Genomic DNA, 21,838 nt, shown 5'->3' on the forward strand with positions numbered 1-21,838 from the left:
AACTAAGTTTGAAGGTACCGACGATAATATCGGTGTTATCTCCAATGGCACTGATACATTAACCGTATCCTTGTCGAAGAATGTTAAAAACCTCGATAGCATTGGTAGTAAGAAAGTGGTTATCGGCGACCCAGATAAAGGTGGCAAAGGTAAAGGCAAAGTGACTACTTTAAGTACTGACGATGAAGGCAAGTTAGTCTTACAAAAAGGTACTGATGAAAATGCACCAAAAGAAGCTATTTTGACAGCCACTAGAGAAGAGGTAGATAATGGCGATGGCACTAAGACACCTACTGATATCATTAAGCTTGGCGAAGGTCCAACTACACCAAATGGTACAGATGGCGTTAATGGCACTATCGGTGTTAATGGTAAAGATGGTACATCTAAGGTTGGTATCGACGGTCAAAAAGGTGTGACTGTCACTGGTACTAATGGTAAAGATGGCAAGGACGGTAAAAATGGTACTGTAGGTATTAATGGTGCCGACGGCATCACAGTAACAGGCCATACAAATGGTGAAGCTGGTAAAAAAGGCAAAGATGGCACAATCGGTATCAATGGTACTGATGGCATATCTATGACCGGCGAAGCTGCTCAAAATGGCGTTTCCATCAAAGGCGAAGACGGTAAAACACAAGTGGCTGGCTTGAACGGTAAGGATGGCATTGGTCATTTAGAATTAGCTGGTAAAGGCGGTACACCAAGCATCGACATGACCGCGATTACAGGTGATACTGATGTCGATGGTGATTCGACTAAAGAGGCAGATAAAATTACCCGTTTGAACTATAAAGATAAAGCTGGTAAGGATCATCAAGTAGCAACCTTAGATGACGGTATGAAATATGCTGGCGATAACGCTAAGGCTGATGGCACTAACGTATTAAAGAAGAAATTAAATAACCAAGTAGACATCGTTGGTGATATTAAAGACAAAGATGTAAACCATTTCATATCAGGTAATATTGGTGTCTTCGCCTATGATGGCAAATTGCATGTGAAATTAGCGAAAGATATTACTGGATTAGACAGTGTAACAAGCGGTATAGTTAATGCAACTAATAAAATTGTTGTGGGCGATCCTGATAAAAATGGCAAAGGTCAAGGCAAAGTAGCTACCTTGACAACTAGCGATGATGGCAAGTTAATGTTACAAAATGCTGGTGTTGATACGCCAAGAGAAGTCTTAACAGTCACCGAGAAGAATAATACAACGACCATTATCCTTGGTGAAGCTGGTGAAAATGGCAAAGATGGTAAAAATGGTCATATCGGTGTAAATGGTAAAGATGGAAAACCAGGCGTAGGCATTGACGGTAAAGATGGTATCACCTTAGAAGGCGAAGCTGGTAAAAACGGACTTTCCATCAAGGGCGAACCTGGTAAACCGGGTGACCCAGCACCTACAATAGCCGGTTTAAACGGTAAAGATGGCATTGGTCATTTAGGTTTAACTGGCGCTAAAGGTGATGATGGTAAAACACCAAGCATGGACATGACCGTGATTGCCGGTAATACTGATGTCAATGGTGATCCAGATAACGACAAGATGACTCGCTTGAACTATAAAGATGAAGCTGGTAATGATCATCAAGTAGCCACCTTAACTGACGGTTTGAAATTTGCAGGCAATAATAAAACTGTAAGTAAACAAACCTTAAATAGTACTGTCCAAATCGTAGGTCAAGGCTTAAAAGCTAGTGATGATGCTGATGGTGAAGCCACATTATCCGATGGTAAAACTAAGTTTGTTGGCACTAACGATAATATTGGTGTTATCTCAGATGGTAATGGTAAGTTAACCGTAGCGTTACATAAAGATGTAAAAGTTGAGACAGTTACTGCAACAGACGGTATTACCGTAGGTAAAGGTGAAGGCGCAGTAGCACTTAAAGGTAAAGATGGTAAATTAGTTCTCGAAGTTAAGGATAAAGAGGGCAATACTACTGACACTAAGGAAGTTTTGACAACCGGATCCTCTTCTATTACAGTTGGAGAAAAAGCGGAAAAACCATCTGCTGGTAAGGCAGGTAAGGAAGGTCAAAATGGTACAATCGGCGTCAATGGTAAAGATGGTTCGGCAGTAGTTCTTAATGGTAAAGATGGTTCCATCGGTTTGAATGGTGAAAACGGTAAAGATGGTATCAGTATTCGTGGTGAAGCTGGCAAAAATATTGATGGTAAAGATGGCAAAGATGGCATCAATGGCAAGACAGGTATTGACGGCACTGATGTAACTCGCATTGTGTACACTGAAAAGGATCCAGATGGCAAAGATAAAAAAGATGCTGATGGTAAACCGATTACACACCAAGTGGCAAACTTAGATGACGGCATGAAATATGCTGGTGATAATGCTGACACTAAAGTATTGGCTAAGAAATTAAATAACCAAGTAGACATCGTTGGTGATATTAAAGACAAGAAAGAAAAAGATTTCACAGAAGGTAATATTGGTGTCTTTGCTAATACTGATGATGGTAAATTACATGTGAAATTAGCAAAAACGCTTGAGAAATTAGATAAGGTGTCTACAAAGAAAGTGGTTATCGGCGACCCAGATAAAGGCAATGTCACTACTTTAAGTACTGATGATACAGGTAGGTTAGTCTTACAAAAAGGCACTGATGAAAAAGAACCAAAAGAAACAATTTTGACAGCCACTCAAGTTACCGATCCTACTGGTAAGGTTGTGGGTGATGAATTGCATCTTGGTATCGGTAAAGATGGCATTAATGGCAAAATCGCTGTTGATGGTAAAGATGGTAAATCTAAAGTAGGTATTGATGGTACTGATGGAATCACTATAACTGGACATACAGATGCTAAAGATGGTCAACCAGCTAAGGATGGTACGATCGGTATTAATGGTACTAATGGTATTACTATGACTGGTAAGGCTGCTGAGGCGGGTATTCAAATTGAAAATGGACCAGTCCTAAATGCTAAAGGCCTTGATATGAAGGACAAAGGCATTACAGGATTGGGGGCTATTTCTGCTAAGACGATCAACGCTACTGATGATAAAGGAAATACAACCGTATCTATGAATGGCAAGAACGGTACACTTTCTTTTGCTGGCACTACAGGTGCTGATGGTAAAGCAATTCCTGGCGTTACATTGGGCACTAATAATGGACGACTTGTCGTTTTGGATGACAATAATAAGCCTAAAGACACAGTCGCTCTAGTTAGCGATTTACAAGATGTTGTTAATAAGACAGATACTGCTATCATGAAGATTGATAGAAATGTTAGAAATGTCGGTGCCAATGCAGCAGCTATGGCGATGCTTAAACCATTACAATATGATCCATTGGAACCAACACAAATTATGGCAGCAATTGGATCTTATCGAGGCACACAAGCGGCAGCCATTGGTTTGTCCCATTATACAAATGAAAGCACTATGTTCAATGTCGGTGTATCCGTTGGTGCTGGCAATAATATGATGGGTGTTGGTGTTACACGTAAATTTGGTTCTTCTGCTGATGAACGAGCTGTTCCAGACCGTTATAAAGCAGGTCCAATTAGTTCTGTTTATGTAATGCAAGATGAAGTAACTGCATTGAAAGCAGAAAATAGACAAATCAAAGCAAGCTATTATAAAGTACTTCAAGATAATGAAGAAATGAAAGCTAAATTAGATGCGTTGATGAAAAAATTGGGACTATAATGATATGTGTAGACCGATTATATGATTAGTATAGGATGCAATAGACCGATTGCCCACTACGTAGAGTGTATCGTGTATGTGAACGATACGCATCTACGGGGCTAAGGTATATGGTATCGTAAGCTCTTCATTAGACAATAAGGGACTGTTGTGAAATGATGATTTCTTTCACAACAGTCCCTTTTGTATCGATTCTTACATTATTCATTTGATACCAATCGGTATAATAAATGGGACTCTTATATGAAGAAATGATTGGTATATAAAATACTTACTGGAAAGAATTGATTGATAGATAATCATTACTTATGGAAATGTTACAACTATATAAGTCTTAGTATACGTGATAGGTAATGATGTATAGAGATAGCCATCGATATGGATTGTTTAGTTTTACGTACGCTATAGGTAGAGATATTGATCACAAGTGAATAGGGCGTAGACATCATAATATAAGAAGAACCAAGTATAGCTCGTCTATGGTATAGACAAGCGTGTACTTGGTTCTTTTGGTATACGAAACGTATGAAATTAGAGAGGCACTACATTATTTTTTATTAATAGAGGGATTTATATTTAACCCAATTTGTTTTCGCGAGATCAATCAACTCTGTACCACGACCATCAAGCATGGCTTTTACTAAGAAACGACCAAATCCAGCGGCCTGTTTCATATCAATTTTAGGTGGCATAGCCAATTCTTGATCATTCACCGCTACGTCGATGATAACGGGTCCATCATGTTGAAAGGCTTCTTTTAATTTTGCATCTACATCGGTTACAGAGCTATCAATATGAACACCTTTGATGCCGATGGCTTCTGCCATGTCGGCAAAATTTGGATTATCTAATTTGGTAGCATAGTCAAGATAGCCAGAGGCACGCATTTCTAAGGCGATAAAGTTTAAATCGCCGTTATTAAAGACCACTACTTTTACAGGTAAGTTGAGTTGTTTTAAGGATAATACGTCGCCCATCATCATGGTAAATCCGCCATCTCCAGATAAACTGATAACTTGGCGATTAGGACAAGCTGATTGGGCCCCAATAGCATGCATCATAGCATTGGCCATGGAACCGTGATTAAAGGAGCCGAGCAAGCGACGTTTGCCATTCATGTGCAGATGACGAGCGGACCATATGACGGGAGTGCCTACGTCAAAGGTGAAAATGGCATCTTCATCAGCTAAGGCGTTAATGCGATTGACCACATATTGTGGATGATGGGCATCGCCACTTTTAGCAGGTACAGCATAGCTATCTAAATCACTCCTAAATTTTTTGAAAGTTTTCTTAACGCGATCAGAAAATTCAGTAGATTCTTTTTGTTTGATTTTTGGTAGAAGTAGCTGTAACGTATCTTTTACATCACCAATAATGCCTTGGGTTAATAGAGCACGACGGCCTAAGGCACTTGGATCATGATCAATTTGAATTACTTTTGCATTGCTTGGATAGAATGGTCGATAAGGAAAATCGGTGCCCAACATGAGTAATAGATCACAATTATCTACTGCTTCATATCCAGATGTGTAGCCGAGAAGACCGGTCATACCTGCATTATAGGGATTATCCCATTCCACCCATTCTTTACCCCTAAAGGCGTGAACTACAGGGGCGTGTAATAAAGAGGCTAATTTTACTACTTCATCATGAGCCCCAGCACAGCCAGCACCGCAGAACAAGGTTACTTTCTCAGCGGTTTGTAAATGGTTAGCTAAGGTGTTTATTTCTTCTTCTTGCGGGATGATGTGAGGCGCTACTGGTGGTTTCCATAAGGCAGTATCAGGCGCTTTCATTTCCATAATGGATACATCTCCAGGAAGAACGATAACGGCTACACCCTTTTTACCAATCGCCGTGTTCATAGCACGGTATAAAATTTCTGGCATTTGTTTAGGATTCGTCACTAATTCCACAAATTCACTACATTCTTTGAATAATTCTTGAGGATGTGTTTCTTGGAAATAGTGGAGTCCAATTTCCGTAGAAGGAATGTGGGTAGCAATGGCTAAGACTGGCACACGATTACGTTGACAATCAAATAAACCATTAATCAAATGTAAGTTGCCAGGCCCACAACTGGCAGCGCAGACGGCTAATTTTCCAGTGATTGCCGCTTCGGCTCCTGCTGCAAAGGCAGCGGTTTCTTCGTGACGGATATGTTGAAATTGGATACGTCCGTCGCGACGTAAGCTATCATTGATGGCATTGAAACTATCACCAGTTAATCCATAAATGCGTTCTACTCCAGCAGTGGCTAATACATCAACTAATACATCAGCAATAATTTTTTTTGGCATACGGTTCATCCTTTCCTTGGTTACTTTATAGAAATACTTTATGTTGGTTGAAGATTCATAGTTATTCTTTCAATATTGAAATCTATCAATCTATTATATGATTCTTTTTATGAACTACATGTGAAATCATACTATATGTATATGATAACATATTAATAGTATTTATCAATATATGTTTTCTAGGTGATTTATAGGCGATAGGATATATCGTTTATATGGTGGGGACGGATTGTAATAGGCCATCATTCAAGAAATTGTTTTGCCAGGCACGTACTATGGGTATCGATTTGTTATCGATGTAGGAGATGGGGATTCATTTGTAGAAACCACATGTATGTATAAGGATTGGAAACGGCGTACCAATTGATGTTGATGTATGTATGATGATAGGGGGGCGATTATGGGGATTGGATGGTCGATGTATTGGTTATTTTCTTATTACCTTAGATAGTGTAGAATGGAATTAAGATACTATGTGATAGGTCTATTCTTAGTAGAAATGAGGTTAGTGTATGAAAGTATTAGTATTTGGTGTCGGTGGCGTGGGAGGATTTGTAGGAGCTGCATTGGCACGATCTTACAAAGATACCTATTTGTATGCACGAAATGAAGCAAAACGAGTGATTCAAACACAGGGATTGCGATTAGATTCTAAAAAATTGGGGAATATGGTGGTACATCCTACATTGGTGAGTGATGATGCACATGAATTGGGCAAGATGGATGTCATCATATTGGCTTGTAAAGGCAATCGACTAGAGGAGGTATGTCATAGTATAGCACCCATGATTACGCCGTCTACGGTAGTGATTCCCTTATTAAATGGCGTATTACTATCTGATGTATTAGAAAAGTATCTTCCCCCTTGTATTGTGGCGGACGGTACAATTCGTATTTTTAGTCATATCGTATCTCCTGGGCATATTATACAAGAGGCAGGACTATGTGATATTTATTTCGGCATGAAAGATGGGCGTAGGGTGCCAATCTTTTATGATATTGCTCGTATTCTACAGGAAGCGGGTATACGAACTACTGTAGTCGATGATATTGTATTACAGAGTTGGAAAAAGTTTGCTATTACGGGTACGATGGGCGCTATTTTTTGCTACTATAAGGGGGATACAGCATTTGTTCGGAGCCAAGTGGGGTATGAAACTGTAGTTGAAAAGGCTCATCAAGAGGTAGTTGATGTAGCTAAGGTCTATGGGGTTACTATACCACCAGAATTTATTGCCACATTAATTCAAACCTTTCATACTATGCCAGGCACAACGATTACTTCCTTGTATCGTGATTTACTGGACGGAAAGGACCCTCGTGATACGGAATTAGATATTTTACTAGGTGATTTGGTGCGTAAAGGCAAGAGTGTAGGAGTCGACACCCCTATTTTTGAAAAGGCGTATAATAATTTTCGTCACCAATCGTCTGAGAAACGATAGGACTGTGTTACAATGAGTATAGTATTTTGCCTATAGTTGGTTATATATGGTATAGTAGAGAATATGCAAGTGGCATGATGATAGTACCTACTAGGGAACAGGTCTACGATTTTCATGTGGTTAGTACTATTGCTATAGGTGGAAACGATTAGCCATATCTCTAGGAGCGTGTCATCTATGTGCATCTATCCTATATAAGTAGCATTTTTGGTAAAGGAGTTTGTTTTGGAAGCGTTATTATCGATTGATCATCAGTTATTATGGTGGATTCATTATCATCTTGTGAATCCTTTAGTAACGAATTTTGTGGTTTTATTTACAAAGCTAATTAATAGTGTCCTATTCTGGGGAATTTTGATTCTGGTAGGACTCGTATGTAAGCGTACGCGCATGGCGACCATTGTTATATTATTGGCTGCTGCCGTAGCGTTAGCTGTAGGTGATGGCATACTTAAACATATTGCCCAACGGACACGACCAATTTTTACTGGTGCAGATGTGGCACCCATCGTACCATTACCGAAAGCTACTAGTTTTTCCTTTCCTTCAGGCCATTCCATTGTGACCGCTGCCATGGCTGCAGTGGCCTATATGTATCATCGTAAATGGGGCATTCTTGCTGGTATATTTGCACTGGTGGTAGGATTTTCTCGCGTCTATGCGTTCGTTCACTACCCATCAGATGTAGTAGTAGGATTATTACTGGGCGCTATTATGGGTGTTATCGTATATCGTTTGTTTAGACGCTATGAATCATGGTCAGTGATTCAAAAGATTGAACATCTTACTCTACTTCCATTTTCTAAGAAGAAAAAAGAGCAGTAGGTATAGACGATATGTTAGATGTACTATAGTTAAGTAAGGACCATAATACAATATACTCATCATAGAATAGAGGAAAGTTGATTGGATTTTTTGATTTGCCACTACACATGGAATACCATGTGACTAAGCAGTTCCTGTCAATGTTCCTCTATTTTTATCGTATTTATTGTATTGTTAGCTTAGGTATGTTGTTCTACCGGCTATTGTAATGGTAGTAGTATGGTAGCCATTTTATAGTTCTCGTAGGACTGTATAGGGAGTTTGACATGTAGCGGTGTAGCAGTTATTATATAGTGCTCGTAGATGGTATTGTTAGTTTGATATGATAGAGGTATAGCAAATTTTGTCATGTTAGTAGATGTCTATAAGTATGTTGTCATAGAGTGTATGTACATTTGATGGCTAAGTCTTATGTGGAACGCACAACAAATAAACCACCCGTTAGACGGGTGGTTTATTTGTTATAATGGTTATTTTTTATTACGCCTGCCTAGTCGAATCAACTAGGCATCAGTGATGTAGTAATCGTATTGCCTATAACTAGAAAGTTTTAATTTCAGTTTCTTTAATGGAAGTAGCGATTGTATCAGCTAGTTCTTCAAATGCTGGCAATTGTGCTTCGTGTAAGGCACTTTTAATATCGAGTGGTTCGCCGACGATTTCCATGTTTTTAAAAGTATCTGTGAATAGAGCTGTCATACGCTTCATAGCAGCAGAGGCCCAAGTGTGATTTCCCACAATGGATACTTTATGATTGGAGAAGTTAAGGGCTGCTAATTCATGTAAAAACGCATCCATAGCAAGATATAAACCTAGATTATAGGTAGGGGATAAGCATACTAGATGAGAATATTTCCACGCATCAGAAATAATATACGAAGCATGTGTTTTGGATACATCATACATTTTAATATCTGTAATACCACGTGAGGATAGTAGTCTTGCTAATTGTTGTGCCATATCAGCAGTATGTCCATACATGGAGGCGAAAGCGATTACGACGCCTTGTTTTTCTGCAGAATAGGTACTCCAGTATTGGTATTTTTCAATGATATAGTTAATGGTTTCTGGAGTGCGATATAAAGGCCCATGAAGTGGAGCGATCATATTAATTGGTAATTTGCTGAGTTTGCGTAGTGCATTTTGCACTTGTGGCCCATATTTACCAACAATATTCACGTAGTAACGACGAGCTTCATCTTCATAGCTCAAACTATAGTCAACTTGATCGGCAAAGATGTTACCATTAACCGTGCCGAATGTACCAAAGGCATCAGCAGAGAATAAGGTGCCTGTCGTAGATTCATAGGTAGCGGTTACTTCTGGCCAGTGAACCATTGGCATGGTGTAGGTGGTTAATTTGTGAGTACCAAGGTCGAGTACATCACCTTCTTTTACCAAATGGTAATTATCGGGACATGGTGTGCCATAGAATTGTTCAAACATTTTGAAAGTAGTCGCATTACCAACTAGTGTGACATGGGGGTATTCTTTTACTAAATCCAATAATACCGCACAATGATCAGGTTCCATGTGATTGATTACGATATAATCAAGTTGACGACCATTTAATAAATGATGTACGTTGTTTAAAAATTCATCACGAATCATTTTATCAACAGTGTCAATGACGCAGGTCTTTTCATCGTCAATAAAATAGGAGTTATAGCTGACTCCATGGGGAATAGGAAATAGATTTTCAAAACGAGGTGTTGTCCAGTCGTTGCTACCAATCCAAAAAATGTTATCAGAAATTTTTTGTGCACAATGCATTATAATAATCCTCTCTTTGTTAAGTGGTAGAGTGTGCTAAATAGTTAGATTTAGAAAGAGTCACTCATACCTTATACAACACATAATACTCCTAATTATGTAACATTCTATGTTATTTATGATACTAACATTCTCGAAAAATTTCAATATTAATTTTGGTGAAATTATGACGGTTACATACTATATAGATAACTACGAATTATGTAACGGTAGAGAAAGAACCGCAGTATAGGACAATTTTTTTATTCATCACACAAAAGGCAAAAGAAAAGTCTTTACATTGCAAATACCATAGCAAACAAAACGATACGAGAGTGGTGAAGGGAGATGAAATCCTCTCCCTTCGCGTTCAGTATACAAGAAAGTACAATACATGACAGAAATCAGATAATAACTATAGTCATTATAGTATGGATATTTTCATCCTAGTAGATAGTCAGGAGTTTTATTTGAAATAGGATACACCAGAACTGAAGAGTGGCATCACTAGATTGCCGGGAATATTTTTGTGAACACCATAGCCATAGCGCTCTACATGAGCCATTTTGCCAAATACTTTGCCATCGGGACTTAAAAGGCCTTCAATAGCAGCTACGGATTGATTTGGATTATATTGTGCATCCATAGATGCGATACCCGTCATATCCACATATTGAGTGGCGATTTGACCTGTGCGATTAAATTCGACAATTTGCTTAGGAGAAGCAATGAAACGGCCTTCGCCATGGGAGATTGGTACGGTGTAAATATCTCCTGCTTTCATTTGGCACATCCAAGGTGATTGGGTAGAAATTATTTTAGTATGTACCATGCGCGATATGTGACGGCCAATTGTATTATACGTAAGGGTTGGGCTGTCTGCGGTTAATGGATGTATATGACCTGTTGGCAATAAACCTAATTTGATTAATGCTTGAAAGCCATTGCAAATACCGAGTACTAAACCATCTCGTTTATAGAGCAAGTTTTCTAGGGATTCACTCAAGTATTGGTTGCGGAATAGAGTGGCCATAAATTTACCGGCTCCATCAGGTTCATCACCAGCACTAAAGCCACCAGGGAACATGAGTATTTGACTTGTGTCTAGTTGTTTTTTTAGTACTTGAATGGATTCTTCTAATTGAGCGATAGTATGGTTGCGTATTATTACCGTATGTACGTGAGCACCTGCTTGTTCAAAGGCGCGAGCAGAGTCATATTCGCAATTGGTACCAGGAAATACGGGGATTAGTACATGCGGTTTACCGATACTAGGGGTAGCCAGTTTTTTACTATGACGATCGTGAATATAGGCGACTGCTTCACCTGAGCCATTAGGCGCATGAATTGGGAAAATCGATGATAATGGCTTTTCATACGCTTGTTGGATTTCATCGAGGGTAACTATGTTATCCTTCCATTCAATATGTGGTTTGTCGATAGTGGTACCGATAATTTTCACTTCATCGATTTCTAGTAAATGATTGATGGCGGTAATATCTACTTCATACAAGAATGATCCTAAGGATGGTTGGAATAAGTAGCCTTCCGCATACTGGTCAAATTTAACGCCAATACGATTGCCTAAGGCCATTTTACTAACCGCTTCAGGAATACCACCTTCGTCTACCACGTAGGCACTGTATACGCGGCCATGATCAATTTCTTTTTGCAAGATTTGACAATTCTTTTTAAAAGCCTCCCAATCAGGCGTATCATCAAAGGTGCGAGGAACTTGTAATAAAATTAAACGGTGATTTACATCTTTTAAATCGGGCGATATAATTCGATCTACTGGCGCTGTAGTTACGGCGAAGGATACTAATGTAGGTGGCACGGTCATATCCATGAAGGTGCCACTCATAGAATCTTTACCACCAATCGCAGCAATGGACAAACTCTTTTGCGCTTGGTAGGCCCCTAACAAGGCACTAACTGGTTTACCCCATGATTGTGGATTGTCATTGAGTCGTTCAAAATATTCTTGCAATGTTAAGTATGCATCTTCACGATGGCCCCCTAAGGCTACTAATTTAGCTACAGAGAGTAAGACGGCGTATTGTGCACCATGGAAAGGACTCCAATTGGCTAAGGCTGGCACAAAGCCGTGGGTCATGATACTAGCGGTTGTCGTTTCACCGTGCAGAACGGGTAATTTGGCAGCCATGCCTTGTACGGGTGTTTTTTGATACTTTCCGCTATATGGCATAAGCACCGTATTGGCACCGATGGTACTGTCAAAACATTCTTGTAATCCTTGTTGAGAAGCTACGGATAGAGTAGACACTGCATCAATCCATTGATCATGAAAATTTTGGACTTTAGCTAGGCCTGTTTTGAAATAGGTCCCTGTAGGAGCGGTAATTGTAGCATTTTGCGTTTGCTTAGCTCCATTGGTAGATAGAAAATCACGACTAATATCGACAATAGGAACACCTTGCCAAGTCATAACTAATCGGTTGGTATCAGTTACGGCGGCAACTACAGTAGCCTCTATATTTTCTTCTTCACAGTACTGGATGAACGCTGGTACATCGTCAGGAGCAATGACTACAGCCATGCGTTCTTGTGATTCTGAAATCGCTAATTCAGTGCCATTTAAGCCATCATATTTTTTAGGTACTGCATCTAAATTGATAGTGACTCCGTCGGTTAATTCGCCAATGGCTACGGAAACACCGCCTGCACCGAAATCATTACAACGTTTGATTAAGGTGGACACTTCAGAGCGGCGGAATAGACGCTGCAAGTTGCGTTCCGTTAACGGGTTGCCTTTTTGTACTTCTGCACCACAGGTGTCGAGCGATGTTAGGGTATGCTCTTTAGAGGATCCCGTAGCACCACCACAACCATCACGGCCTGTTTTTCCTCCGATGAGTAGGATTACGTCGCCTGGTACAGGACTTTCACGGCGTACATTAGCCCGTGGTACAGCACCAATAACGGCACCTATTTCCATGTGTTTTGCCACAAATCCATCATGATAATACTCTTTGACTTCGCCCGTAGCTAAACCGATTTGATTGCCGTAGGATGCATATCCACGCGCTGCCTCTTGTGTGATTTTTCGTTGTGGCAACTTTCCACGTAGTGTTTGTGATAGTGGTGTTCGTGGATCTCCAGAACCCGTAACACGCATAGCTTGATATACATAGGCACGTCCACTTAATGGGTCACGAATACAACCGCCAAGGCAAGTGGCAGCACCACCAAATGGCTCAATTTCAGTAGGATGATTATGTGTTTCGTTTTTAAATAGTAAGAGCCATTCTTCCTCTTCTCCATTCACATCTACGGGAACAACAATTGTGCAAGCGTTAATTTCTTCCGATTCATCAAGTGCTTGTAACGCTCCTTGATGGCGTAATTCTTTCATAGCAAGGGTAGCCATGTCCATTAAGGATCTAGGTTTCGATGTTTCTGTATAGATAGATGATCTACCTGCCATATATTCATCAAAGGTTTGCTGAATAGGATAGGTAAAGCGCTTCTGTTCGATGTCGATAGAGGTTAATTCTGTCATAAATGTAGTATGACGACAGTGATCAGACCAATAGGTATCTAAAACGCGAATTTCAGCGATAGAAGGATCTCGTTGTTCTTCTTCTTTGAAATATTCTTGAATGACCTCTAGATCACGTATTGTCATAGCTAATTGTAAGTTATCGTGCATACTAGATAACTCTTTATGACTATAGTTGATAAAATTATGTAGCACTTCTACAGATTTTGGCGCCAGTTCTTGCCATTCTAATGAAGTAGGTATGTCTAACGAGGCTTGACGAGTATCAATAGGATTGATTAGGTAGTTCTGAATTGTAGTTTCTTCGTCTGGCGTAAACGTACCACCAATTACGAAAACGCGTGCAGTACGGACTGTGTGACCTGTCTGTAATGTGAGCATATTGATACATTGCTCCGCAGAATCAGCTCGTTGGTCATATTGTCCTGGTACATATTCCGTAGCGAGAACAAAGGATGGCGTTGGTATTGGTAACTCGTGAAATACTTCATCTACAGGTGGTTCCGAGAAAATGAGTTGTGTAGCACGATCCATATCATCCGCAGTTACACCTTCTATATCATAGCGTTCGTAGATAGTAACAGATGTAGCGGGTAGGGATAATTCATTTGTTAGTGTTTCTAATAGATGCTTTGCTTCATGGGCAAAGGCGGATCGTTTGGTAACAAATAAACGATAGATAGACATAGTACCTCCTAAGTGTGCTTTTGGATAATGAAGTATGAAGATACAGGCATTGTATAGGTAGTGATATGCATATATTGGTTCTACTCACAATTATAGCCTGTACAATTGACAATTTTAGTATAAACGGTTTAGACTTATAAGTAAAGGTAATACAAGTTAATTGAAGGATTAGAAATAATAATAAAAGAGACTTATGAGTCATAGGAGGATATAATGTATGACCCTATGATGATGGTTTGTCTACATCGGGTATCGCTAGGTTTAGATGGTTATTGTATGACAGATACGATAAACCTACTAGTAGGCAAGTTGTGTTATAGGTATGCTAGTATATGTGCTAGCATATAATTTTACTAGTTTTTTTTTGTTAACGTGTATAGATAGAGTGCAGCATGAATTGATGTAAGGGAGGTATTATGGCTATATCTACTGATTTGTATCGCACATTTTTTAGTGTCGGTATGTATTTATCGTTTTCCATGGCGGCTAAAGAAATCGGAGTATCGCAATCGGCTATTAGTCAAAGTATTAAACAGTTGGAAAGCGAATTAGAGATGAAATTGTTTGTGAGAACCACCAAGTCGGTGTCATTTACACCTGAGGGAAAAGAATTATTTGATGCGGTGGCACAGGCATTTGCCATATTAGATAATGGTATCGTTCAATTACGTGAACGCATTCATAATCAATATGAAAGTTTGCAGCTAGCGGTGCCAGATACATTATGTCGCCATTTTTTATTACCCTATTTACAACGATGGAAAATGGCAAGCCCTAAAAGTGGGTTGCATATTACAAATCGTCCATCTCCAGATTGTGTGGACATGGTGTTACAACAAGAAGCTCAATTGGCGATTGTGAATCATTATGATGCACTTCTTACTAATCCACAATTAGAAGTAATTCCCTTATTGACGGTGCAAGATTGTTTTGTAGGCGGCAGTACATATCGTGATGTGGGGACTTTGGATTTACAGGCATTACTAGAAGAACCTCTCTTGTTATTATCAAAAGGGGCTGCTAGCCGTACTTTTTTTGATGACTTAACGAATGGTGCATGTCATAAGCCGGCTTTTGAACTAGGAAGCTTAGATGTTATATTGGATTTGGTTGAAATCAATATGGGCATTGCTTTATTGCCGTTAATGATGGTAGAAGAAAAAATTAATAATGGTAGTGTAGTCATGATCGATACTACTGTATCCCTACCAACACGTCAGATTGTGTTAGTCCGTTCACGGCGAACACCGCTATCACAAGGGGCAGAAGACTTTATTAATTTGTTAACAAAGGTATAATGTATATGATATAATACTATCTATGATGTAGAAGGATATAGAAATTAATAGTCTATAGATGTATTAATCTATGATGGTAATACATCTATTTTTATATATCCTATAGCGACTCACATAAAGAATACTGGAGGATTTATTTAATGGAAATACTAAAACAGAGGATTAATGAAGAAGGGCGCGTACTAGATAATCGTGTGTTAAAAGTAGATAGCTTTTTAAATCACCAAATTGATCCTGCTTTATTTCAAGCCATTGGCAAAGAAATTGCGAAACGGTTTGAAGGAAAACAGATTGATCGTATTGTTACCATCGAAGCATCAGGCATTGCGTTAGCACTCATGGCGGCCATTGAAATGAATGTGCCATTGGTGTTTGCTCGTAAGAAAAAATCGATTCTTATGACTGATGAAGTGTATCACTCTGTAGTATATTCGTATACAAAAGAAGAAAATTATGATGTAACTGTGTCGAAACGGTTTTTGCCAGCCGGTGAACATGTGTTAATCATTGATGATTTTTTGGCAAGTGGGGAAGCGGCTATGGGTCTTGCTAAATTGGTAGAATCTGCTGGTGATACGGTAGAAGGAATTGCCATTGTTATCGAAAAGTCCTTTCAGCCTGGTCGTGAACGATTAGAACGAGCTGGTTATCATGTAGAATCGTTGATTCGTATTGAACGATTTGAAGATAATCGATGCATATTTGTAGAAGATTAATTACTAGTAAATAAAGGGGATAGTAGTCATGAATGATAAAGCAAAAGCCTTTGAATCGTATTTAAAACAAGAACATATTCATTGTTTTCTTAAAGAGGAACGAAATGATAAATTACATACTGTTCTTTATAAAACCTATATTGATTGTGAAGACCAGAAATTGCCAGTATTCGTGGTATTAGACGATAGTGCCTTTTCCTATATTCGCATCGCTGTAACTGAAACGCCTGTTGCTAAAACTCGTCAAAAAGAGGTTTTAGTGAAACTTAATAAATTAAATGATGGCTATAAAGTATCTAAATACTATATTAGTAGTTATGATGATATTTTATATATGGATATGAGTGTGCCTTGCTTGCCAAAAACGTTTGATAGTAGTTTAGTGCTTCATTTAATTAGTGGCATTGCGATTCCTCATTTAGAAGAAATGTATCGTTCTATTATGAGTATAGTAATGACGAAAGCACAAGCGGCGAAGGCTAAGGCGCAAAGAGATGCCGTAAAATCGCAGGTGGCAACAAGTACAGCGCAAGGTGGAAAACCTAAAGCGAAGGGACGTAAACCGAGAAAATAGTTGCTAGATGAGGAGTCAGTATGAATCAAAAAAGTCAAGCTTTTGAAGAATTTTTGAAATCAGAGCAAGTCGATTGTTTTGAACGTAAGGACTTTAAAGATGAAGATGGTACCGTAGTGTACCGTTCGTATATTCAAAGTCCTATTGGCAATATGCCGTTATTTGTTATTTTGGATTCCACCATTTATGGTGTCCTTCGTGTCGTGTTAGGACCGGAAATCGTGACAGCCGATAATTTGGAGGACATTAATCGCTTGTTAAATCGAGAAAATGCTTGTTACAAAAATTTCAAACTATATGTAGATATAGACGATCATAGTGTATATTTGGATACGGTGTATATGAGTACAGCTGATGTTTTTGAACCAGGTTTGTTGTATGCATTAATGGCGCAAGTGGTTGATTATATTCCTCATGTGGTGGGAGAATTAAAAGAAGCATTTCATTTAGACGGTCGCTTTGTGAGTCCCTTAGAACAGCATGCACAAGAACATTTTCAAGAGCGAGTGGCAGAAGTAAAAGCGGAAATGGCAACGCATAAAAAGAACTAGTTCTATTTGTATAGTTTGTATACGATCATTGACATGACTAGCATATTGCTAGTGATACTATGTATGATAGATGACCATATACATAGAGCGATGCTATTATTAAGAACTGAATTATGACTATTTTGTGCAATGACTATGATTGTCGTAGCATAATGCATTGATAGTACTACAACAGATGATATGGGAATGGAATAGTCCCATGTTGTCTGTTTTTTTAGGAGAAGTTTTGATCACTGTAGCTGGATATCATTGATGCTTTCTATTAGCATGTAGGGTGTATGTTGTAATTGTATAACCCTTGCTACAGATTAAAAAGTTCGTAATAATAGATAAATAATGTAAAAATATTGATGTTAAAAGTTTTAATGTTCGGAATATAACGAATTATATTGAAAATAAAAAATAAAATATTCAAATAAAAGATTGACGGATATAGCGTGGTTTGGTACAATTTTACTATGATAAAAAAGAGAGGTGATATCCGTGAAATCTATAGTGTACCTAAGCGTATATAACTATATGTGTTTACAGGATATGTCTGCATATATGACCCGGTTAAAGAAATTTGCTGGGTCTTTTTATCGTTTCTGAGATAGCATGTCGTTATCAGGGTAAGTTGCGACGATAGGCATCATATTAATGATGGGTTAGTTACTATGAAAGTCTAAGATTTGAGGAGGCTATTATGAAAATTGGTATTGTCATGGGCAGTAAATCAGATGTGGATAGTATGAAACGAGCAGCCGCTATATTAGATGATTTTGGAATTTCCTATGAGATGGTCATTGCATCAGCCCATAGAACGCCAGCGGCGGTACAGGCATTTGTAACACGCTTAGAACAGGAAAGGGCTGTTGCCTTTATAGCTGGTGCTGGCGCAGCGGCTCATTTACCAGGTGTCATTGCTAGTTATACTACGTTGCCAGTTATTGGCATCCCCTTAAATGCAACAGGTATGCAAGGATTAGATTCTTTGTTGGCCATTGTACAAATGCCTTCTGGTATGCCGGTGGCAACGATGGCGATTGATGGAAGTAAAAATGCAGCCTTATTGGCGGTACAAATTTGTAGTCTTCTCGATGAACGCATCCGTGAGGCTTATAAGGAATATCGCACGCATATGGCAGAAGCTGTATGTGCAGATAATGACGCATTGCAAATGGAACTAGCCTCGCATCGTAGTAAATAATCAGACCTGGTACGATACAATGGTATATTTGTGTATCTACCTATGATACAATCACGTATATGGCATGTGATGATTTATGATGGCGATGGTAAGGAGATACTATGCATTACGATGCAGTGTTTGATAAATGGCATGAAGAGTGCGGAGTGTTTGGTATATATGATCGAACATTAGAGGCGGGAAAATATATATATTGGGGATTATTTGCGTTGCAACATCGAGGACAAGAAAGTGCAGGCATTGCTATTTCGAATGGTAGAGAGATGGCATTACACAAGCAGATGGGATTGTTGACGGAAGCCATTAAGACTGTGCCAACCTTAGATGGTGCCTACATGGGTGTTGGACATGTACGGTATTCTACGACAGGGTCGAATCATCCGAAAAATATACAACCTTTAGTGATTCACTATCAATGTGGTGAGTTGGCGGTTGCTCATAATGGGAATTTAACGAACGCCTTAGAGATTCGTCGAGAACTGGAAAATTCAGGATCCTTATTTCAAACGTCGATGGACTCGGAAGTGATTGTGAACTTAATTGCTCGTTCACGAAAAAATACAGTAGAAGAAAGAATTATAGAAGCGGTCAACCGCATTACAGGGGCGTTCTCTATCGTGATGCAGACGAATCAATCTTTAATTGGCATACGTGATCCTCATGGATTTAGACCACTTTGTTTAGGAAAAACGAAACAGGGATATGTGTTAGCTTCGGAAACGTGTGCGTTAGATGCGATTAAGGCAGAATTTATTCGTCATTTAGACCCGGGAGAAATGGTAATCATTGATGAAACAGGTGTGCGGAGCCGATTGATTACCGATTCTTCATCGATACAAAAACAATTATGTGTTTTTGAGTATATTTATTTTGCTCGTTCGGACAGCCAAATTGATGGACAAAGCGTGTATGAAGCTCGATTGAATATGGGGCGTGAATTGGCGAGAGAAACGAGATATGAAGCAGATATCGTTATGTCTGTCCCCGATTCTGGTACAACTGCGGCACTTGGTTATGCTCGTGAATCAGGAATTCCTTTTGCAGAAGGGTTGATTAAAAATCGCTATAGTGGACGCACTTTTATTAAGCCGAATCAAGATGAACGAGATCTAGCGGTGCGGATGAAATTAAATGCTGTGCCAGAAGTGGTGAAAGGAAAACGCATTGTATTGATTGATGATTCGATTGTTCGTGGTACTACGAGTGCCATTATTGTTAAGATGCTTAAAGAAGCAGGTGCGAAAGAAATCTATATGTGTGTTAGCAGTCCTACCATATTGTATCCATGTCATTATGGCATTGACACATCGGTACGCAAGGAGTTAATCGCGGCTACTCATTCGGTAGAAGAAATTCGTCAATATATTAAGGCCGATCGATTGTATTATTTAAGTCATGAAGGATTATGTCGTGCTATTTCTAATTTAGAAGAACATGAATTATGTTTCGCTTGTTTTGATGGAACCTATTCTGTTCCCGTTCCTATGGATCAAGAGGGAGGCGTTAAATATGTGCTTGAATAAGGGGTTAACGTACCGTGATGCGGGTGTCGACATTGATGCAGGTAATCAAGCGGTAGAATTAATGAAACATGCAGTGCAGAAAACCTATACAAAAGGGGTAGTAGGCGATATTGGTGGATTTGGTGGACTCTTTTCCTTAGCCCCTTATCCCTGTCAAGATCCTGTGTTAGTATCTGGTACGGATGGTGTAGGTACTAAATTACGATTGGCTATTATGATGGATAAACATGATACGATTGGACAAGATTGTGTGGCCATGAGCGTAAACGATATTCTTGTGCAAGGAGCGAAACCGTTATTCTTTTTAGATTATATTGCAGTAGGCACATTATCGCCTACACAAGTAGCCACTATTGTGCAAGGTGTTGCACGAGCTTGTGAAGAATCAGGATGCGCCTTGTTAGGCGGTGAAACAGCTGAAATGGCTGGATTCTACGATACAGGTGATTATGATGTGGCTGGCTTTGCCGTAGGACTAGTAGATCGATCGAAATTAATTACGGGAGAATCGATTCGCGTAGGAGATGTAATATTGGGATTGCCATCATCAGGTGTGCATTCTAATGGATTTTCTTTAGTGCGCAAGATTGTTTTTGATGTACAACATATGAAGCTAGACGATTATGTAGAAGCGTTTGGTTGTACACTGGGTGAGGAATTGTTAAGACCTACATGCTTATATCCGCGCTTAGTATTGCCGGCAATTCAAAAGGATTTACTGCTAGGACTCGTCCATATTACGGGTGGTGGATTTTATGATAATATTCCACGCATTCTTCCAAAAGGACTTACTGCACGCATTGATGTGGATGCATGGCCTCGATTACCTGTGTTTTCTAAACTCCAAGAATGGGGACAAGTAGATTGGCGTGAAATGTATCGTACTTTTAATATGGGAATTGGCATGATTTTGGTAGTACATCAAGAAGATGTGGACAGAACGAAAGCGACGATTGCTGAATCAGGTGGAGTAGCTTATACAATTGGCACAATTGAAGCAGGCGAAGAGTCTGTTGTACTAGAGTGCGACGTATTTACTCGTCGTGGCAACTAGTGATTATGTATAGGACGGTATGTGAGAGGGGGCTTAGGTGTGAAGCGATTGGCTATTTTTGCTAGTGGACGCGGATCTAATGCACAAGCATTATATGAGGCTATGAAGCGAGGAGATATTAAAGGCACACTAGATGTTGTTGTTAGTGACCATGAAGATGCACCAGTACTTCATAAAGCAGCGACGTGGCATGTACCAACGATAGCAGTGGTTCGAAACCGATATGAATCTAAAGAAGCTTTTGAAAGAGCACTGTTAGAGGCTATTAAACCCTATCAAGTAGATGGTGTTGTATTGGCTGGATATATGCGCCTATTAGGCCCTACATTTATTGAGGCGTATGAACATCGTATTCTTAATATTCATCCCGCATTATTGCCTTCTTTTCCAGGACTTCATGCACAACGACAAGCGATAGAAGCAGGCGTTAAAATAAGTGGGTGTACGGTACATTTTGTTGATAGTGGTATGGATTCAGGGCCTATTATTATGCAGAATACAGTACCTGTGTTACCTACTGATACGGAAGATACATTGGCAGCACGATTATTGCCTATAGAGCATAGAACATATCAAGAGGCGTTAGCTTTGTTCTGTGAGGATAAATTAGTCATTAAAGATCATGTGGTTCATTATAGTACTTAACTAAGGCTTATAAAATGAAGTCACACTATGTAAGAAAGTTTGATGTATAGTTAAAGTGGTCTAAGATTGATATG

14 protein-coding genes are annotated in these 21,838 nt (G+C 39.3%); 11 read left to right on the forward strand and 3 right to left on the reverse strand.

Going from position 1 to position 21,838, the window contains the following annotated elements:
* Nucleotides 1–3,679, forward strand: a 3,679-nt coding sequence (locus K357_RS09360; RefSeq protein ID WP_028257789.1) for a YadA-like family protein, incomplete at its 5' end; no start/stop codon positions are given.
* A gap of 557 nt (nt 3,680–4,236) precedes the next feature.
* On the opposite strand, the gene poxB is transcribed toward K357_RS09360, so the two are convergent.
* Complete coding sequence (gene poxB, locus K357_RS0105310; protein ID WP_028257790.1) at nt 4,237–5,982, reverse strand: ubiquinone-dependent pyruvate dehydrogenase; 1,746 nt, start codon at nt 5,980–5,982, stop codon at nt 4,237–4,239.
* A gap of 512 nt (nt 5,983–6,494) precedes the next feature.
* On the opposite strand from poxB, the gene K357_RS0105315 reads away from it, so the two are divergent.
* Together K357_RS0105315 and K357_RS0105320 are read left to right on the forward strand one after the other, a co-directional pair.
* On the forward strand, nt 6,495–7,427 hold the full coding sequence (locus K357_RS0105315; RefSeq protein WP_028257791.1) for a ketopantoate reductase family protein: 933 nt from the start codon (nt 6,495–6,497) through the stop codon (nt 7,425–7,427).
* A gap of 225 nt (nt 7,428–7,652) precedes the next feature.
* Complete coding sequence (locus K357_RS0105320) at nt 7,653–8,252, forward strand: phosphatase PAP2 family protein (protein WP_028257792.1); 600 nt, start codon at nt 7,653–7,655, stop codon at nt 8,250–8,252.
* 540 nt (nt 8,253–8,792) lie between these two features.
* Here K357_RS0105320 and K357_RS0105325 read toward each other — a convergent pair.
* Nucleotides 8,793–10,025, reverse strand: a complete 1,233-nt coding sequence (locus K357_RS0105325) for an FprA family A-type flavoprotein (RefSeq protein WP_028257793.1) — start codon at nt 10,023–10,025, stop codon at nt 8,793–8,795.
* Between the two features lie 445 nt (nt 10,026–10,470).
* Nucleotides 10,471–14,214: a phosphoribosylformylglycinamidine synthase gene (locus tag K357_RS0105330; RefSeq protein ID WP_028257794.1), complete on the reverse strand. Its 3,744-nt coding sequence runs from the start codon at nt 14,212–14,214 to the stop codon at nt 10,471–10,473.
* A 416-nt stretch (nt 14,215–14,630) separates the two neighbouring features.
* Here K357_RS0105330 and K357_RS0105340 point away from each other — a divergent pair, with 416 nt between their 5' ends.
* The 8 genes from K357_RS0105340 to purN all read left to right on the forward strand — a co-directional run bounded on the left by K357_RS0105340 (nt 14,631) and on the right by purN (nt 21,764).
* Nucleotides 14,631–15,512, forward strand: coding sequence for a LysR family transcriptional regulator (locus K357_RS0105340; protein WP_028257795.1), 882 nt, complete (start codon nt 14,631–14,633; stop codon nt 15,510–15,512).
* 140 nt (nt 15,513–15,652) lie between these two features.
* Nucleotides 15,653–16,228, forward strand: a complete 576-nt coding sequence (locus K357_RS0105345) for a xanthine phosphoribosyltransferase (protein WP_028257796.1) — start codon at nt 15,653–15,655, stop codon at nt 16,226–16,228.
* Between the two features lie 28 nt (nt 16,229–16,256).
* A complete protein-coding gene (locus K357_RS08880) occupies nt 16,257–16,802 on the forward strand; it encodes a hypothetical protein (protein WP_051212132.1) in 546 nt (181 codons plus the stop codon).
* 20 nt (nt 16,803–16,822) lie between these two features.
* The gene (locus K357_RS08885) at nt 16,823–17,353 is read left to right on the forward strand and encodes a hypothetical protein (protein WP_051212134.1); all 531 of its coding nucleotides are present in this window, start codon (nt 16,823–16,825) and stop codon (nt 17,351–17,353) included.
* A gap of 685 nt (nt 17,354–18,038) precedes the next feature.
* On the forward strand, nt 18,039–18,542 hold the full coding sequence (purE, locus tag K357_RS0105360; RefSeq protein WP_028257797.1) for a 5-(carboxyamino)imidazole ribonucleotide mutase: 504 nt from the start codon (nt 18,039–18,041) through the stop codon (nt 18,540–18,542).
* A 101-nt stretch (nt 18,543–18,643) separates the two neighbouring features.
* On the forward strand, nt 18,644–20,065 hold the full coding sequence (gene purF, locus K357_RS0105365) for an amidophosphoribosyltransferase (protein ID WP_028257798.1): 1,422 nt from the start codon (nt 18,644–18,646) through the stop codon (nt 20,063–20,065).
* Nucleotides 20,052–21,119: a phosphoribosylformylglycinamidine cyclo-ligase gene (gene purM, locus K357_RS0105370; protein WP_028257799.1), complete on the forward strand. Its 1,068-nt coding sequence runs from the start codon at nt 20,052–20,054 to the stop codon at nt 21,117–21,119. The genes purF and purM overlap by 14 nt, the downstream gene beginning before the upstream one ends.
* A gap of 21 nt (nt 21,120–21,140) precedes the next feature.
* The gene (purN, locus tag K357_RS0105375) at nt 21,141–21,764 is read left to right on the forward strand and encodes a phosphoribosylglycinamide formyltransferase (protein ID WP_156004904.1); all 624 of its coding nucleotides are present in this window, start codon (nt 21,141–21,143) and stop codon (nt 21,762–21,764) included.
* Nucleotides 21,765–21,838 lie beyond the last annotated feature (74 nt).

Origin of the sequence: Veillonella montpellierensis DSM 17217, assembly GCF_000426745.1 — a bacterium.
GTDB classification, from domain to species: domain Bacteria; phylum Bacillota; class Negativicutes; order Veillonellales; family Veillonellaceae; genus Veillonella; species Veillonella montpellierensis.

Excerpts from the sequence above, each read along its gene's own strand:
- poxB (WP_028257790.1), bottom strand. The coding sequence starts at position 5,982 with ATGCCAAAAAAAATTATTGCTGATGTATTAGTTGATGTATTAGCCACT.
- K357_RS0105315 (WP_028257791.1), top strand. The coding sequence starts at position 6,495 with ATGAAAGTATTAGTATTTGGTGTCGGTGGCGTGGGAGGATTTGTAGGA.
- K357_RS0105325 (WP_028257793.1), bottom strand. The coding sequence starts at position 10,025 with ATGCATTGTGCACAAAAAATTTCTGATAACATTTTTTGGATTGGTAGC.
- K357_RS0105330 (WP_028257794.1), bottom strand. The coding sequence starts at position 14,214 with ATGTCTATCTATCGTTTATTTGTTACCAAACGATCCGCCTTTGCCCAT.
- K357_RS0105340 (WP_028257795.1), top strand. The coding sequence starts at position 14,631 with ATGGCTATATCTACTGATTTGTATCGCACATTTTTTAGTGTCGGTATG.
- K357_RS0105345 (WP_028257796.1), top strand. The coding sequence starts at position 15,653 with ATGGAAATACTAAAACAGAGGATTAATGAAGAAGGGCGCGTACTAGAT.
- K357_RS08880 (WP_051212132.1), top strand. The coding sequence starts at position 16,257 with ATGAATGATAAAGCAAAAGCCTTTGAATCGTATTTAAAACAAGAACAT.
- K357_RS08885 (WP_051212134.1), top strand. The coding sequence starts at position 16,823 with ATGAATCAAAAAAGTCAAGCTTTTGAAGAATTTTTGAAATCAGAGCAA.
- purE (WP_028257797.1), top strand. The coding sequence starts at position 18,039 with ATGAAAATTGGTATTGTCATGGGCAGTAAATCAGATGTGGATAGTATG.
- purF (WP_028257798.1), top strand. The coding sequence starts at position 18,644 with ATGCATTACGATGCAGTGTTTGATAAATGGCATGAAGAGTGCGGAGTG.
- purM (WP_028257799.1), top strand. The coding sequence starts at position 20,052 with ATGTGCTTGAATAAGGGGTTAACGTACCGTGATGCGGGTGTCGACATT.